15 protein-coding genes are annotated in these 14,386 nt (G+C 68.3%); 11 read left to right on the forward strand and 4 right to left on the reverse strand.

All coding sequences use genetic code 11. From position 1 onward, the window contains the following. Positions 1–47: 47 nt before the first annotated feature. Positions 48–1,346, reverse strand: coding sequence for a nickel pincer cofactor-dependent isomerase, group 22 (locus IEY28_RS18130; protein ID WP_189001274.1), 1,299 nt, complete (start codon positions 1,344–1,346; stop codon positions 48–50). A gap of 282 nt (positions 1,347–1,628) precedes the next feature. Here IEY28_RS18130 and IEY28_RS18135 point away from each other — a divergent pair, with 282 nt between their 5' ends. Together IEY28_RS18135 and IEY28_RS18140 are read left to right on the forward strand one after the other, a co-directional pair. Beyond that, complete coding sequence (locus IEY28_RS18135; protein ID WP_189001276.1) at positions 1,629–1,976, forward strand: hypothetical protein; 348 nt, start codon at positions 1,629–1,631, stop codon at positions 1,974–1,976. 68 nt (positions 1,977–2,044) lie between these two features. Then, positions 2,045–3,007 (forward strand): carbohydrate ABC transporter permease, encoded by a 963-nt coding sequence (locus tag IEY28_RS18140; protein ID WP_189001278.1) that lies wholly within the window; start codon positions 2,045–2,047, stop codon positions 3,005–3,007. A gap of 57 nt (positions 3,008–3,064) precedes the next feature. On the opposite strand, the gene IEY28_RS18145 is transcribed toward IEY28_RS18140, so the two are convergent. Then, the gene (locus IEY28_RS18145; protein ID WP_189001280.1) at positions 3,065–3,256 is read right to left on the reverse strand and encodes a hypothetical protein; all 192 of its coding nucleotides are present in this window, start codon (positions 3,254–3,256) and stop codon (positions 3,065–3,067) included. Positions 3,257–3,525: 269 nt separating this feature from the next. Here IEY28_RS18145 and IEY28_RS18150 point away from each other — a divergent pair, with 269 nt between their 5' ends. The 4 genes from IEY28_RS18150 to IEY28_RS18165 all read left to right on the forward strand — a co-directional run bounded on the left by IEY28_RS18150 (position 3,526) and on the right by IEY28_RS18165 (position 6,706). Beyond that, positions 3,526–3,711: a hypothetical protein gene (locus tag IEY28_RS18150; protein ID WP_189001282.1), complete on the forward strand. Its 186-nt coding sequence runs from the start codon at positions 3,526–3,528 to the stop codon at positions 3,709–3,711. A gap of 47 nt (positions 3,712–3,758) precedes the next feature. Continuing rightward, positions 3,759–4,211 (forward strand): ribonuclease H family protein, encoded by a 453-nt coding sequence (locus IEY28_RS18155; RefSeq protein ID WP_189001284.1) that lies wholly within the window; start codon positions 3,759–3,761, stop codon positions 4,209–4,211. Positions 4,212–4,326: 115 nt separating this feature from the next. Next, positions 4,327–5,493, forward strand: a complete 1,167-nt coding sequence (gene trpB / locus IEY28_RS18160; protein ID WP_189001286.1) for a tryptophan synthase subunit beta — start codon at positions 4,327–4,329, stop codon at positions 5,491–5,493. A 310-nt stretch (positions 5,494–5,803) separates the two neighbouring features. Further along, positions 5,804–6,706: a diacylglycerol/lipid kinase family protein gene (locus tag IEY28_RS18165; protein WP_189001287.1), complete on the forward strand. Its 903-nt coding sequence runs from the start codon at positions 5,804–5,806 to the stop codon at positions 6,704–6,706. Between the two features lie 145 nt (positions 6,707–6,851). Here the strand turns inward: IEY28_RS18165 and IEY28_RS18170 are convergent, their stop codons facing one another. Then, a complete protein-coding gene (locus tag IEY28_RS18170; protein ID WP_189001289.1) occupies positions 6,852–7,820 on the reverse strand; it encodes a hypothetical protein in 969 nt (322 codons plus the stop codon). A gap of 111 nt (positions 7,821–7,931) precedes the next feature. Here IEY28_RS18170 and IEY28_RS18175 point away from each other — a divergent pair, with 111 nt between their 5' ends. Genes IEY28_RS18175 through IEY28_RS18185 form a run of 3 tightly spaced genes read left to right on the forward strand, consistent with a single transcriptional unit; the run spans position 7,932 to position 10,725 of the window. Further along, the gene (locus IEY28_RS18175) at positions 7,932–8,702 is read left to right on the forward strand and encodes a hypothetical protein (RefSeq protein WP_189001291.1); all 771 of its coding nucleotides are present in this window, start codon (positions 7,932–7,934) and stop codon (positions 8,700–8,702) included. After that, positions 8,695–10,035 carry a S8 family serine peptidase gene (locus tag IEY28_RS18180; protein ID WP_189001293.1) on the forward strand — a complete coding sequence of 447 codons (1,341 nt, stop codon included), beginning with the start codon at positions 8,695–8,697 and terminating at the stop codon, positions 10,033–10,035. Before IEY28_RS18175 ends, IEY28_RS18180 begins: the two co-directional genes overlap by 8 nt. 60 nt (positions 10,036–10,095) lie before the next feature. Then, on the forward strand, positions 10,096–10,725 hold the full coding sequence (locus tag IEY28_RS18185) for an ArsR/SmtB family transcription factor (RefSeq protein WP_189001295.1): 630 nt from the start codon (positions 10,096–10,098) through the stop codon (positions 10,723–10,725). Positions 10,726–10,806: 81 nt separating this feature from the next. Here the strand turns inward: IEY28_RS18185 and IEY28_RS18190 are convergent, their stop codons facing one another. Next, the gene (locus tag IEY28_RS18190; RefSeq protein ID WP_189001297.1) at positions 10,807–12,165 is read right to left on the reverse strand and encodes a DUF7827 domain-containing protein; all 1,359 of its coding nucleotides are present in this window, start codon (positions 12,163–12,165) and stop codon (positions 10,807–10,809) included. A gap of 367 nt (positions 12,166–12,532) precedes the next feature. On the opposite strand from IEY28_RS18190, the gene IEY28_RS18195 reads away from it, so the two are divergent. Together IEY28_RS18195 and IEY28_RS18200 are read left to right on the forward strand one after the other, a co-directional pair. Continuing rightward, on the forward strand, positions 12,533–13,960 hold the full coding sequence (locus tag IEY28_RS18195; RefSeq protein ID WP_189001299.1) for a sulfatase: 1,428 nt from the start codon (positions 12,533–12,535) through the stop codon (positions 13,958–13,960). 6 nt (positions 13,961–13,966) lie between these two features. After that, complete coding sequence (locus IEY28_RS18200) at positions 13,967–14,377, forward strand: GtrA family protein (protein WP_189001301.1); 411 nt, start codon at positions 13,967–13,969, stop codon at positions 14,375–14,377. Positions 14,378–14,386: the final 9 nt, after the last annotated feature.

Genomic DNA, 14,386 nt, shown 5'->3' on the forward strand with positions numbered 1-14,386 from the left:
CTCGCGTCGTCGCCACAAATAGCTGGGCCAGCGGGTGACTGCCGACCCTACGACTCCCTGAAAGCGGCCGTCCCGTCCTCGAACGTCAGCGATTCCCGGTCGACGACCGTCGCGGCGTCGGGCAGGTCCGGGACGACGGCTTCGGAGACGGACAACTCCGAGAGGTCTTCGGTGTTCTGTATCCAGAGGATACGGACAGTATCGGGGTCGTACCCGCCGAGTGCCGAGAGGGCCGTCCGGATGGCGAACTCGTCGTCCGGTGTGACGACCGGGAGTTTCGCCTTCGCGAGCGATCCGCTGGTGAAGGCGTTCGCGTAGGTCTTCTGCAGGTCGAGTTGGTCGACGGCCGCCTCACGGGTCAGGTCGGCGAGGCCGATGCCGTTGCCGTTGCCCTTCGTCGCCTCGGTGAGGCCGCGGGCGTAGATGAGTTTGATAGACGGGTCCTCGGGGTCCGGGGCGTTGAGGACGCGGTAGCGGCCGATGACGTTGGTGTCCATCCCGGCGCCGGACACTTCCTTGCCGAGTTCGTCCACGACCAGCAGATCAATCTCGTCGACGGGCAGGGTCGGCATCTCCTCGTTCGCCAGTTCCAGCAGTTCGGGTTCGCGGTCGACGAACGATTCGGCGGGGACGGCCTCGACGGCGGCTATCTCCTCCTCGAAGTTCTCGACGACGGCGACGCCGCCCAGCAGCGGTGCGGCCTCCGTGATGACCGAGAGCGCGGGTTCCAGCGTCTCGACGTATCCCTCCTCGATGGCCGTCGAGTGAAACGCCTTCGCCCCCCGTTGCTTGCCCAGTCCGACGACGGTCATCTTCGTCAGGCCGCTCTCTATCGGCCCGGTGAAGTTCGTGTGGGCTTTGACGCGGTTGACGACGAGGACGGCGTCGGCCGCCAGCGCCGCGGCCGAGACGTGGACCGGCATCTCCGTGTCGCCGACGGTCACGGTCCCCACCTGTTCGACGTCCATCCGGGCGTCTATCGGCGCGCCCATTCGTTCTTCGGTGATGTCCAGTGATTTCAGCACCTCCCGCTGTCCGTCGGCCGTCGCACCGCCGTGGCTCCCCATCGCAGGGACGAGGACGGGGTCGAACCCGCGCTCGGCGAGCGAGGCGACGACGGCTTCTGTGATGTCGTCGATGGCGTGGATGCCGCGACTGCCGACGCCGACGGCGACGGTGGCGCCGTCGCGTAAGTCGTCGAGTGCGAGCGTAGCGACTTCGTCCCGCGTCGCTCTGGCGGGGTCCGAGACCGTCTCGGTCGCCGGTTCGTACCGGACCCGCGCGAACGGCGGGAGTGACTGGGCGTCGATGAGGTGGTCGACGTCGTCGCGATCGGGAAAGTCCATACCGGTGGGTGTCGACCGCCGACTAAAAAGAGACGGGTACGCACCGCTGTGGCGGGCGATACGGTGCGCTCGATCTATCGAGGCCGTCGACCCCCGGGCGTGTCGGTGCCCGATTCTCGGTGACAGCCGCCCAGTGCCAGCGGCGGAGATGCCACCGATTCTACGACCGCTTCGAGCGATTCGGCGACTTATCCGGTCGCTCTGTCGGTAAATGAATCCACTCCTCGCCAGATACGCGAGATACGACAACGTATTTCTGATAGCCCGCACACTACACAGGTAATGGCAGACGAACCCGACACCGACGGCGAAACCGACACCGACGACGAGACCGTCTCCGTCTCGATGGAGATTACCGGGAGCTACGAAGAGGTCATATCGAAACTCGAAACCGATACCTCCGGCGGCGTCTCCCTGACGCCGGTGTTGGCCGACTTCGAGACGCTGCTGGAGACGGTCGTTCGAATCGACGGCGGCACTCGCAGCGCTATCGCCGAGCAGTTGCCCGCCGACATGAACGCGGCCTTCGACGCGGAGGCCGTCGTCGACGCCATGCAGGTCCTCGAACGCTACGACCTCGTCGTCCTCGAAGGGAACACCTGGAAACCCGGGCCGCAACTCGACCGCTAGGCGTCGCTGGCGATTCGGGCCGTCCGGGACGGTGTGGTATTAAATATCGTGGGGTGCTGTGGGCGTACATGCCTCCGTCGTCCTCCACAGCGTCGCTCGCAGACGATGAGACCGACGACTCGGACCTGGTCGCCGGTACACGGCTCGCGAGGCTCGGTAGCCGATATCGTGGCCCCTTCTATCGGCTGTGCTTCCGCGCTGCGCTCGGTGCGTCACTCCTCGTGACGCTGTTCCCGATATACTGGCTGCTCGTCACCGCGTTGACGCCGCATTACCTCGTCTGGGGCCACGTCGGCGTCGTGCCGCCGGCGGTGTCCTCCGAGGGGTTCGCGATGGCGTTCCGTCGCGTCGACTGGGTACTGGCCTTCGCGAACAGTCTGGGCATCGCCCTGTTGACGACGGGACTGGTACTCTGTGTCGCGGTGCCCGCCGCCTACGCGTTCGGCCGACTCGAGTTCCCCGGCCGCCGGCCGCTGTTTGCCGCCGTCCTCTTTCTCGCTGTGTTCCCGCCTCAGTCGATAGCGATACCGCTGTACGAACTCTTCGTAACCCCGATACCGGGGCTCTCGGAGAGCGCACCGACGGTGTACCAGACGCCGGCGGCCGTCGTCTTGCCCATCAGCGCGTTCGCGATGCCGCTCTCTCTTGGCCTCCTCACGGTGTTCTTTGCCGGAATACCCGACGACCTCGAGGACGCCGCACGGATAGCCGGTGCGACGCGGGTGCAGGCACTGTGGCGGGTCGTCGTCCCACTGGCACGGCCCGGCATCGTCAGCGTCGCCACCCTCGTCTTCGTGGCCGCCTACACCGAGCAGTTCTTTACGCTTTTCATGACCGTCGGCGACGGCGCCGTCGAGACGACCGTTCAACTCGAAATCTACAACATCTACAACCCGTTCTGGGCGCTGGCGTACCCGAACCTGCTGGCGGCGGCCGGTCTCATCGGGCTCATCCCGTCGTTTCTGGTGTTGCTGTTCGTGAGCGGCAACCTCGACGGGTGGCTCTCTGCGTGGGGTGCCGCGACGAACTGACCGGTGTCTCGCTGCTCCGTGGCCGTCACACGATCTATCGGCCGTCACGCACCGATCTCAGTAGCTTCGACTCAGCTCTCTAGAGGTGTTCGGCGGCGGTACTCGGGGCACAGCCGATTGCCTCTGCTCTATCACGTCGTCGACGGGGAACGGGTGGCCGGCGTCGACGACTTCGAGCGCTTCGCGGACCGCCTCGATGCACCGTCGCCCGGTCGTGTCCCGGCGGTTCGTGTGGTTCTCCGTGGGCAAACCGGCCGCAACCGTCCTCTCGCAACTGATGCCTACGACGGCAGCGCAGTTCCGACGCGACGTCGACTGCGGACCGACGTATCCGACGTACCGTGACGGCTCGCGAGAGGCCGTGCAGACGTGGGTCAACGACGGGACGGGGAGGCGGGGAAGGGACGAGTGGGGCGGGGAGTAGCGGTCGACCGGCGCCGCTGTATCCGTAGTATTACTGTGTAGACACAGCGCCGTATCCAGCGGTCGTGTAGCGAATCCAACGCGCACAGTCCCGGATGCGACGGCGCTCCCGGATCGTCGTCCTCGCCGTCATCGTGAGTCCTCTCTTCGTCTGGTTCGGTGGCTGCGTTGTCGTCCCTATCCCGCCGGACCTCGACACCGCCCTCGGCATCTCGCCGTTCTTCGCCGTCGGTATCTACACCGACGACCTGTCATCGACGCCAGAGGTCTCGGAGGGCTGACTACGGCAACCGACGGGACTTTTGTGCGGTCGGTCGGAGACGTGGCTGTGCCACCGGCCGACGGGTCACCCACCAGTCCTTCGCTCTTGCTGTACTTCGACGCGAGCGTGCTGTACGGGTCCGACGACGGTACGCCCACGTCTGCGGCGGTCGGGTTCCTCGTCGAGGACGGGACGACGACGGTCATCGAGCGGTCGCTGGCCGTCGACGCGTTCGTCTCCAGTGCGCATCTCGAGTACCGGGCGTTGCTGGAGGCCGTGCGGGCCGTCGAAGCGTACCCGACGACGGTCACGTCGCTGCACGTCCACGGCGACGCCGACGCGGTGCTCCGGGCGGTGGACCCGACGGCGGCGGCGACCCCGAGTGACCGCGTCGTTCGCCGCCGCGTGGACGCCATCCACGAGTGTGTCGCCGACGTGCCGGTCGTCACCTACCGGGCAGTCGAGCGCGGGGAGAACGAGCGTGCCCATCGACTGGCGCGGGCGGGCCACGAGCGATAGCGGGACGGTCGCGACCGTTCGCGCTCGCTCCCGCGGGCACACCAGCCGTTCGGATCCTCACGGCCGGCCCAGAATCGGCAGTAGCTTTTAGCGAGATGCGCTGTCAGTACGTCACATGTCCACACCCGGAGCGTTCGAGGAGTTCGGTGGCCGACACGTCCCGGAACCGCTGGAAGAACCGCTCGCGGAACTGGCGGCGGCGTTCGAGGAGGTGCGCGACGACGAGTCGTTCCGCGAGGAACTGGACTCTCTGTTGGAGCACTTCGGCGGCCGGCCGACGCCGGTGTTCCACGCCGAGACGTTGAGCGAGCGCTACGACGCGAACATCTACTTCAAGCACGAGGACCTGCTCCACGGCGGCGCGCACAAACTCAACAACACGCTCGGACAGGCGTTGCTGGCGAAAAAGGCCGGGAAGGAGCGCCTCATCGCGGAGACGGGGGCCGGCCAGCACGGTACCGCGACGGCGATGGTCGGCGCGTTGCTGGACCTCGATACGACTGTGTACATGGGCCGGCGCGACATGCAGCGACAGGAGATGAACGTCTTCCGCATGCGCCTGATGGGGGCCGACGTCGAGGAAGTCACGCGGGGCAACGAGGGCCTCGCGGAGGCCGTCGACGCCGCGATGGAGGACTTAGTCGCACACACCGAGGAGACGCACTATCTCGTCGGGAGCGCCGTCGGTCCCGACCCGTTTCCGCGGATGGTCCGGGAGTTCCAGTCGGTCATCGGACGCGAGGCCCGCGAGCAGATACAGGAGCTACACGGCGACCTGCCCGACGCCTGCGTCGCCTGCGTCGGCGGCGGGTCGAACGCTATTGGCCTGTTCCACGCGTTCAAACAGGACGACGTGGCGCTGTACGGCGCGGAACCGGCGGGCAAGGGACTCGACTCCGGCCAGCACTCCGCGCCGCTGTCGGCGACGAAGCACGACGACCCCCAGATTTTTCAGGGGATGAAGACCCACGTCATCGACGAGGACACCGAGAACCACTCCGTCAGTGCCGGCCTCGACTACCCGGCCGTCGGCCCGGAACACGCCGCCCTCCAGTCGCTCGGCCGGGCGGAGTACCACGGTATCACGGACGAGGAAGCGCTCGCCGCGTTCCGTGAGCTGAGCGAGGCCGAGGGCATCGTCCCGGCGCTCGAACCCAGCCACGCCATCGCACTCGCGATAAAACTCGCCGAGGAGGACCGCCACGACACCATCCTCGTCAACCTCTGTGGCCGCGGGGACAAGGACATGCAGACCGCCGCCGAGAAGTTCGACCTGTCCTGATGGTCGGCCGAACGCTTTCGGGACACTGTGTGCTACTGCGTGCAGTGGCCCGCCTGCCGCGGCGCGTCGAGCGGTCGCGGTTCCAAGACCGACGGATTCCGGCCGACGAACTCGTCGGCGTGATCAACCTCGGTCGGTAGCAGGCCGCCGACCGCGACAACGCCCCCTCGTGAGATCAGGGTGAGCGGCCGGAGTCGGAGGTCGCTCATCTCTGTTCTTCAGTTGGTACGGACGGGGTGTCGGCTGTGCCTTCGGTCTCGGATTGGCCGAGAACCAGATACCTAAGTGCGATAGGCCTCTGTGTCCGGGTATGCAAGTCGGGTCCCGACGGTGTATCGTCAACCCCGTCAGCGGTGACGGGGAACACGCGGACTACGTCGAACGGTTGATGCGGGCCCGCGGGTTCGCCGTCGAGGAGACGCAGGGTGCCGGCGACGCCGTCGAGTTCGGCCGGACAGCAGGCGCAGACGGCGTCTCCGAAGTCGCTGTCTGCGGCGGCGACGGCACAATCAACGAGGTGCTTCGGGGTCTCCACGACGCCGACCACCTCGACGAGGTGACGCTGAGCGTCGTCCCCGCCGGGACGGCGAACCTGCTCGCGGGGACCATCGGCGTCACGGACCTCCAGCACGGCGTCGAGGTCGCCGACACCGGCGAGACCCGCTCGGTCGATGTCGGCGTCGCCGACGGCGAACCGTTCCTCGTCTCCTGTATCGCCGGCCTCCCGGCCGACGCCAGCGTCGCCACCTCCGGCGACCTGAAGGGTCGGTTCGGGACGCTCGCGTTCCTCATCACCGGCACGCAGGAGGCTCTTGAGTTCGACGGGTTGGACCTCTCTATCGAGGCCGTCGGCGAGGAGGGGCCGTTCACGTGGTCCGGCGAGGCGACCTGTCTCCTCGTCGGCAACGCCCGGAAGTTCGTCGAACGCGGCGGGCAGGCCGACATGGAGGATGGCCTGCTGGACGTCGCCATCGTCGAGCGGATGCCGGCCGGCAACCTCGTCGCCGAAGCCATCGGCCACCGACTGCTCGCTCGGGACACCGAGGGCGTCACGCACGTCCGCGCACGGGACGTTTCCATCGACGGCCACGGCGACCCAGTGACGTTCAGCCGCGACGGCGAACTCGCCGAACACGAGACCCTCGACGTCTCGGTGGCCGAGCGAACGCTGGACCTCCGCGTGGGGCCGTCCTACGAGCCGAATCCGACCTGAGCGGTCGCCGCCGTCGCCCTCGCCGAACCGTCGACGGACCACGGCATCCTCGCGGCGCTCCGCCGCCTCCGTTCGCGGGCCTTCGCCACCCATCCCCCGACGGGCGCTCGGCTACGGCGGTTGCGCGACCTCGCCGACGCGGCCGCTACTCGGTGACGTTCGTGTAGAGCGCGCAGTCGTAGTACTCGCCGTCGTAGGCGAGATACTCCGTCTCGTACATCCTCGGACGGCAGTTCTCCGGTGTACAGTCGAGCGCGTCGCGCATCCGAAGTGTCTCGACCAGCGACTCGAAGGTGTCCGAGAGCGGCATCGTCTCGCTGTACCGTTCCAGTCCCCGGACGCGCTCGAACAGGTCCCGCACGTCGGGGCCGAGGTCGTCGGGCGCGAGACGGCGTTCCACGGTGGCGGCGTCGGCGACGTCGTCGAACGCTGCGGCGCTGTCGGCCACCTCCGTCGCGAACCCCGTGTGTTCGGGTTCGACGAGTGTCTCCTGTGCCACCGTGACTTTCAGCACCGTCCCGTGGACGGCGACGTACTCGTGTTCGGGGTCGGGTGCCAGTTCGCTCTCGACCTCGTCGAGGTGGCGATAGACGAACCCACCCTGTTCGATGAAGTCCCACGGGGCGCCGCCGCCGTGTTCTTCGGCTCTGGCCGCGAAGAACGCCGGCATCACCGCGTTCTGGTCGTACTCCGGCAGGGCCTCTCGCGGCGTCCCCTCGGGCGTCTCTTCGGAGTCGACGCGGCCGACCCACGACAGACGCAGCACCGACCGCTCGATGCGTTCGCTGCCGGTAATCACGTCGTGCAGGAGGTAGTAGCGGCCATCGTGCTCGACGTACTCGCCGTCGGGGACGACGCCGTACCCGTAGGTGCTGACCCGCTCGCCGTCGACGGCGGCAGCCACCGCTCGACGTCGGGTCCGCTGGACAGGGTGGTCGGCGGCGCGCTCGGGCGGGGTCCAGAGCAACGTCGCTGCCAGCGGGCGGTCGAGGCGGTCGACGTGGAGCGTCAACTCGACGGTCGGGTCGTTCTCCCCGAGCGAGTCACAGCCAGCGAGGCCGGTGAGGCCCGTGGCTGCCGCTCCGAGGAACGCGCGGCGGGTTGTGGAGGGCATCGTCGTGGCACTTCGAGCGGGGCTGCCTAAAGCTATCGGCCGCGACACGACACTACAAATCTGCTTTGAGTCTGCCGTGGACATTAGGTACCGGGGGCCGAACCCCCGTCGATGGCGTTGCTTCGGGTGGTGATCGTCGGTCTGCTCGTCGTCTCCGCCGGCTGTGTCGGCTTCGGCGTCGGTGCCTCTGACACGGGGAGCGTCGCGACGGCCGGACAGGCCCCACCGGGCGTCGACGGCGGCATCGTCAACGCGACGGCGCTCGTCCGCGCCCACGAACGGTCGCTCGACGGCGTCGGCGTCGACCTCGCGACGACGTGGACCCATCGGAGTAGCGTGCCGGGCGAGTCGAACCGAACCGTTCGAACGCGGACGCTGACCGACGGGAACGGCACGCTCTGGCGGCGCGCCGTCACGGCCGGTGACGGAGACGAACGGCGCGTCGAGCGATGGATTGTCGGGGGACGCGGGTTCCGGCACGTCGTCGGCGGCCGGACCGGCCGCACCGACGGGATGGGGCCGACAGCCCGGTACCGCACGGCCCGCCTCGAACGCTGGCTCGCGACCGGGCGGTACCACGTCGCCGCTATCGAATCCGGCACGCCCGAGCGGTACGTCCTCACGACGACCACCTACGCCACCCCGGGCGGCGACCCGCGAGAGGCAGATACGGTCCGGTACGAAGCACAGGCCGTCGTGACCGGCGAGGGCCGGGTGACGGCCTTCTCGGCGACGCTGGTCACCATCGAGCGGAACAAGTGGGGCCGCCAGACTCGGATTCGCTCGTACAGTTACCGGCTGGCACGAACTGGGGGCGTCAGGGTGTCACGTCCCGGTTGGGTTCCCGATATACGGGCCGACGTGGAGGTGGCCGATGGCTGACCGGCGGGTTGCACTCGCCGTGGCCATACTCGCGGTGGTCGCGCTCACGGGCGCACTGGGAGTGCTCGCGACGACGACGCCGGCCAGTCCGACGCCGCCCCCGTCCGAGCGGCCCGCCGCGACTGCGCCGACCGAGGCCGGCGAGCAGCCCGACGGTGGCCGGGGGTTCGTCAGTCTCCACGACCGCGGGCTGACCGGCGAGAACGTCACCGTCGGCGTCGTCGACGTCACCGGGTTCGACACGGACCGACCGCCGCTGACTCGCTCCGTGCGGGCGGCCCGCGCGTTCGGGACCGGGTCCGTCGACGGCGGCCAGACCGGCCACGGCACGGCGGCGGCGACGGTGGTCGCCCGGACGGCGCCGGACGCGACGCTCTATCTCGCCCGCGTCGACGGCATCGACAGCTATCGGCGGGCCGTACGGTGGCTCAGACGGGCGGGCGTCGACGTCGTCGTCGCGCCGGTGTCGTTCTACGGCCACCCCGGTGACGGCACGGGCGAGGCCGCGCGCGTCGCCCAACGAGCGACTGATGCGGGGACGGTGTTCGTCGCGCCGGCGGGCAACCTCGCGGCCTCGCACTGGCGGGGTACCTACGACGCCGCGGGTACCGCGAACGGCACGGTGTTGTTCGGCGGCGACGACGGCGAGTCGCCCGTTCGACGTACCGCCATCGGCGGCGGGACGGACGTGACCGTCTGGCTCTCGTGGGACCGCGCCCACGCCGACGAGGACTACACGGCCGAACTGTACTGGACGAACGGGACGGCGACTCGACTGGTCGCCCGATCACAGCCGTATCCCGGTGACGACGTTCCCAACGAACGCATCGTCGCCGACGTCTCGCCGGGTCGGTACTTCCTCGTCGTCCGAGGCCCCGCCGACCCGACCGGCGCCCGTCTCCGCCTCGTCTCGCCGACTCACGAGTTCTCGCAGGCGCGGCCCTCCGGGAGCGTCGTCGCTCCGGGCACCGCACGTGGCGTGGTCACCGTCGGCGCCTACGATACGCGGGTCGAGCGCGTCGAACCGTTCAGTTCCCGGGGGCCGACGCTGGACGGGCGGCCCGGCGTCGACGTGGTGGCGCCGGACCGTCGCTTTGCCGGCCTGACCGAAAACGGGTTCGTCGGGTCCTCCGCGGCGGCCCCCTACGTCGGCGCGGTGGCGGCGCTCATGCTCGATGCGGACGGATCGCTGTCGCCGCGCCACGTCGAACTCCTGCTGGAACTGACTGCTCGGGACGTCGGCCCGCCGGGGGTCGACTACGCCTCGGGACACGGCCTCGCCGACCCGCGGGGCGCTGTCGGGGCCGCCGAGAACGAGACGGCCGGCGGTTAAACGCGATTTTAAGCCAGCCGAACGGCTATAGTGGTGGCTCCGTCACACCGTAGTAGAGACATGTCGGGACTCATCGACCGGATACAGGAGCGGACGGGGTCGCCCGACGAGCGACCGCGCGTGTTGGACGTCGACGAGGCAGACACCGACGAGGTGTTGGACGCCCTCTCCTCGGACACGGCCCGTGCGCTGTTTCGGACCCTGTTCGACCAGCCAGGCACGGCGTCCGAGATAGCGCGCCGCTGTGATACGTCCGTCCAGAACGTCCACTACCACATCTCGAATCTCGAAGCGGCAGGGCTCGTCGAATCTATCGACACCGTCTACTCCGAGAAGGGCAACGAGATGACCGTCTACGGCCCCGCCAGCGACCCCATCGTACTGGTGGGGAACCGCGACTTGCGGCCCCGCCTCCAGCAGTCGCTGACCGACGTGGTCGCCGGCCTCGGTTTGCTGGGCCTCGCGAGTCTGTTCGTCCAGTGGGGGGCCGAACGACTCGCCAACCCTGCCGGCGGGAACGGCGTCCTCGGTCCGGCCAGCCCGAACGCTCCCCAGACCGACCCGGCGGGGTCGCTTGCGTGGTTCGTCTTCGAAGTTGCCGAACCGGGATTGCTCTTCTTCTGTGGCTGTCTCGTCGTTTTGGCCGTCGTCGCGCTCGTGTTGCGTCGGGAGGACGCGGCCGCGTACTGACCGTACCGGCCGTCGAAGTCGAGGAGTGCGTTCTCGGCGGGTAACGGAGCAAAAACTGTCGACAGTGCTGGGTCGGCCCGGCTACAGCAGGGGCCGGAGGATGATGCCGAGGCCGACGATGGCGACGAGGCCGCCGGCACCGAGTGCGAGACTCCCCGGTTCGAGCGGTATCCCGGAGCCGGACTCCGTGTCGTCCCCGTTCGTGGGGCCGTCGGCGACGGTGGCCGTCGAACCGCGGTCGTTCGTCGTCCCGTTGCTCGCCTGCACCGAGAGGGTACCGATGTCCGCCGCGTCGTCGGTGGCACCGTCTCCCCGGTACAACGTGAGGTCGTACTCGGTCGCGTCGAGTCGCGTGTCCAGCGTTACCTCCGACCCGGATTCGACCGTCACCGAGTCGGTCTCGGCGGCCGCCGTAAGCGTCGTCCCGTCCCGACCGGCGGCCGCCGTGTCGAACAGGAGCGTCACGGTGCCGTCGCCGTCGCCGTCGCGGACGGTCGCGTTTATCTCGTACCCGCTCTCGCGGCCGCCGATGGACACCGTCCCCGCCTCGGCGTCGGCGAGGACGACGGTCAGCCGGGCCGTCCCGCCCTGTCGCGTCGTGTAGACGCTTCGCTCGAAGCCGAACTCGGGGCCGTCGTCGACGGCGAACTGCTCCTCGGCGGTATCGTTCGCTTCGACGAGGAGCGTGCCTACGTCGTCCGCACGGCCGTCCGTACCGTCGCCGTAGAAGACGCGGTACTCGTAGGATGCGGGGTCGAGCGTCGACGGGAGTTCCGTCTCCTCGCGGGTGACCATCAGCGAGTCGCTGGCGTCGGCCACCGACAGCGTCTCGCCGTCGGTCCCGGCGTTTGCGGTGTCGAATCGGACCGTCACAGTCCCGTCGCCGTCGCCGTCGATCAGCGACGCGTTGACGAGGTAGTTGACATCGTCGCCACCGAGCGAGAACACCGCCGTCTCCGTGCCGTCAATCGCGACCGGAATCTCGGCGACCTCACCTTGGGTCACCTGAACGACCCCGTCGTTCGGGGCCGGCGTCGGCGTCGGGGTCTCGGGAACCGTGTCGGTGCAGTCGCCGTCACAGGCGACTAGCGTCTCGGTGCGTTCCGCGAGCGTCTGCCCGTCGTAGTGAATCGTCAGTTCGTAGGACGTGTTGGGCGCCACGTTGCTCAGGTCGAAGACGGCGGCGAAACTGCCGTCGTCGGCGACGCGGGCGGTCTGCTGGTGGAGGAACGGTGCCGCGGCGTCGTTCGACCGGAGACGGACGGTCAGTTCGGTACCCGGCGCGATACTCGTCTCACCGGTGACGACCTGTTGCTCGGCCGAGGCCAGCGGGAGGCTACCGTCGTCGACGGTGGCGCTCTGGTCGGCCAGCGCGGGGCCGATACCGACCACTGTAGCCGAAAGCAGGAGGCAGACGAGTGCGAGCGACCGGGTCGTCATCGGTGCACCTCCCGCCTGCTGGTTGTATCGCGGTTCGACGGGCCGACACCGTCCGGCGGTCGGACGGCGTCTGGAGGGCAGTTCGCTGTCATGCACTCGATTCGTTGGTACGGCCGTACTAAAGCCCCGCTGGAAGGTTAAATCCGGATTGAAACACGGAGCGATGAGACGCGGCCGGCCCACGAAACCCGGTGAGCGGTCGTGAGAACCTTCTTTCCGTCGTCGGTGGCGACACAGCAACCAGAACCTTCAGTATCGCGTACCGAGTTGCTAACGTATGCACGATTCGCGACGGTGCGGTCGCGACACCGGCCCTGACTCGGCCTTGTCAACGGACGCGGCGCGGACAGCCATGGGAGTGGTGTAGGTGCCGGCCGAGGTTGAAAACGTCGTTCTCGTCACTGTCGACTCGCTTCGGGCCGACGCGGTGGGCGGCGACGACAGCGTCTCTCCGGTACTGGACGGACTCGCCGACGACGGCGTCGTCTTCGAGAACGCGATGGCACACGGCAACTGGACGCCCTTCTCGTTCCCCAGCGTTCACGGATCTCGCCCGGTCTTCGACGAGGGAGCGGACATCGGCGTGGCATCGACGCCGACGCTCGCCGAACAGTTATCCGAGGCCGGCGTCGAGACCGGCGGGTTCAACGCCGCCAACGGCTTCCTCACGGACCACTGGGGGTACGACCGCGGCTTCGACGAGTTCGAACCGTTCGTCGAAAGCGGCGGGTACAGCAAGTACCTCGCGGCGCACCCGACGGTGCAGGCGTGGGTCCAACTCGGCACGTCTCCCTTCCGGCGGGCCGCCGCCGCCCTCCGTGGTGAGTCCGACGCCCGCCCGTTCGCAGACGTCTCGCGTATGGGCGACTTAGAACAGCACGCTACGGACTTCCTCGAAGGCGCCGCCGACGACGGGTTCTTTCTCTGGGTACACTACATGGACACACACACGCCCTACGTCCCGGCGCCGCGACACCTCCGAGAGGTATCTGACACCCACTTCGGCCTGTTCCGAATGCTCGGTTCCCACCTGCGGACCGGCCTCGGGTGGGACGTCGACCAGCGAACGCTGGGCACCCTCCGGACGCTGTACGACGGGACGGTGAGGCAGGTCGACGCGAGCGTCGGCCGTCTGCTCGACACGCTGGACGCCGAGGGACTGGCCGAGGAGACGGCCGTCGTCGTCGCCGGCGACCACGGCGAGGAGTTCCTAGACCACGGCCACCTCGCGCACTACCCGAAACTGTACGGCGAACTCGTCGAGGTACCCTACGTCGTGACCCATCCCGACGGGGGGAGCGGGACGGTCCACCAGCCAGTCGGCCTCGACACCATCGCGCCGACGGTGTGTGACCTGCTCGGCGTCGACCCCGCGCCCGCGTGGGAGGGCGAGTCGGTCGCCCCGGCACTGGACGGCGAGACCATCGAGTCCCAGAGTCCGGTGGTGTCCGTCGCGGTGCGGGGCGAGAGCGTGACGAGCCAACCGATTCCACGCCGTCTCGACGACGGCGAGTTGCTCGTGAGCGCCCGCGACGCCCGCTGGACGTACGTCGAACACACCGAGTCGGGCCACCGGGAACTGTACGACCGACGTGAGGACCCGGATGAACGGCGAAACCTGTGTGCGACAGCCACCGCGGACACCGCGCCGCCGCCAGTCCTCGACCGACTTTCGGCGGCCGTCGCCGACCACGTCGACCGACTCGAAACCGCCGCAGACGCCGACGAGACCGGCGATGACGGACAGACGTCTGACGAAATAGCGGCACGCTTAAAGGCACTCGGTTATAAATAGGGCTCCATGTCGTTCGCCGTCGCCACCTCGCCGCGACGACAGCGACTCGTTCGGTTCTTCCTCGTCGGCCTGACAGCGGCGACTATCCAGACGGCCTTGCTCTGGGTGTTCGTCGACATCGGGCGCATCAACTACCTGTTGAGCGCGTTCGTGGCCATCGAGGTGACCATCCTGTTCCAGTACGTCCTCAACAACGCGTGGACGTTCCATCGCTCGCGTCACACGTCGATGCGGGAGTATCTCGTGGGGATGGGCAAGACGAACCTCGTCCGCGGGACGGCCATCCCGCTCCAACTGGGCGCGCTGTACGCGCTGGTGACGTGGGGCGGCATCGAGTATCTGGTCGCCAACGCCATCGCCATCGCTGCGACGGGGCTCTACCGCTACGCGCTGGACTCGAACTGGACCTGGAACTAGGCGACGTTT

The sequence above is a fragment of the Haloarcula pellucida genome (genome assembly GCF_014647235.1).
GTDB lineage: Archaea > Halobacteriota > Halobacteria > Halobacteriales > Haloarculaceae > Haloarcula > Haloarcula pellucida.

What these genes read in the sequence shown, in the direction of transcription:
- IEY28_RS18165 (WP_189001287.1), top strand. Translation starts at nt 5,804, where the DNA reads ATGCAAGTCGGGTCCCGACGGTGTATCGTCAACCCCGTCAGCGGTGAC.
- IEY28_RS18200 (WP_189001301.1), top strand. Translation starts at nt 13,967, where the DNA reads ATGTCGTTCGCCGTCGCCACCTCGCCGCGACGACAGCGACTCGTTCGG.
- IEY28_RS18135 (WP_189001276.1), top strand. Translation starts at nt 1,629, where the DNA reads ATGGCAGACGAACCCGACACCGACGGCGAAACCGACACCGACGACGAG.
- IEY28_RS18150 (WP_189001282.1), top strand. Translation starts at nt 3,526, where the DNA reads ATGCGACGGCGCTCCCGGATCGTCGTCCTCGCCGTCATCGTGAGTCCT.
- IEY28_RS18185 (WP_189001295.1), top strand. Translation starts at nt 10,096, where the DNA reads ATGTCGGGACTCATCGACCGGATACAGGAGCGGACGGGGTCGCCCGAC.
- IEY28_RS18170 (WP_189001289.1), bottom strand. Translation starts at nt 7,820, where the DNA reads ATGCCCTCCACAACCCGCCGCGCGTTCCTCGGAGCGGCAGCCACGGGC.
- IEY28_RS18175 (WP_189001291.1), top strand. Translation starts at nt 7,932, where the DNA reads ATGGCGTTGCTTCGGGTGGTGATCGTCGGTCTGCTCGTCGTCTCCGCC.
- IEY28_RS18140 (WP_189001278.1), top strand. Translation starts at nt 2,045, where the DNA reads ATGCCTCCGTCGTCCTCCACAGCGTCGCTCGCAGACGATGAGACCGAC.
- IEY28_RS18190 (WP_189001297.1), bottom strand. Translation starts at nt 12,165, where the DNA reads ATGACGACCCGGTCGCTCGCACTCGTCTGCCTCCTGCTTTCGGCTACA.
- IEY28_RS18180 (WP_189001293.1), top strand. Translation starts at nt 8,695, where the DNA reads ATGGCTGACCGGCGGGTTGCACTCGCCGTGGCCATACTCGCGGTGGTC.
- IEY28_RS18130 (WP_189001274.1), bottom strand. Translation starts at nt 1,346, where the DNA reads ATGGACTTTCCCGATCGCGACGACGTCGACCACCTCATCGACGCCCAG.
- trpB (WP_189001286.1), top strand. Translation starts at nt 4,327, where the DNA reads ATGTCCACACCCGGAGCGTTCGAGGAGTTCGGTGGCCGACACGTCCCG.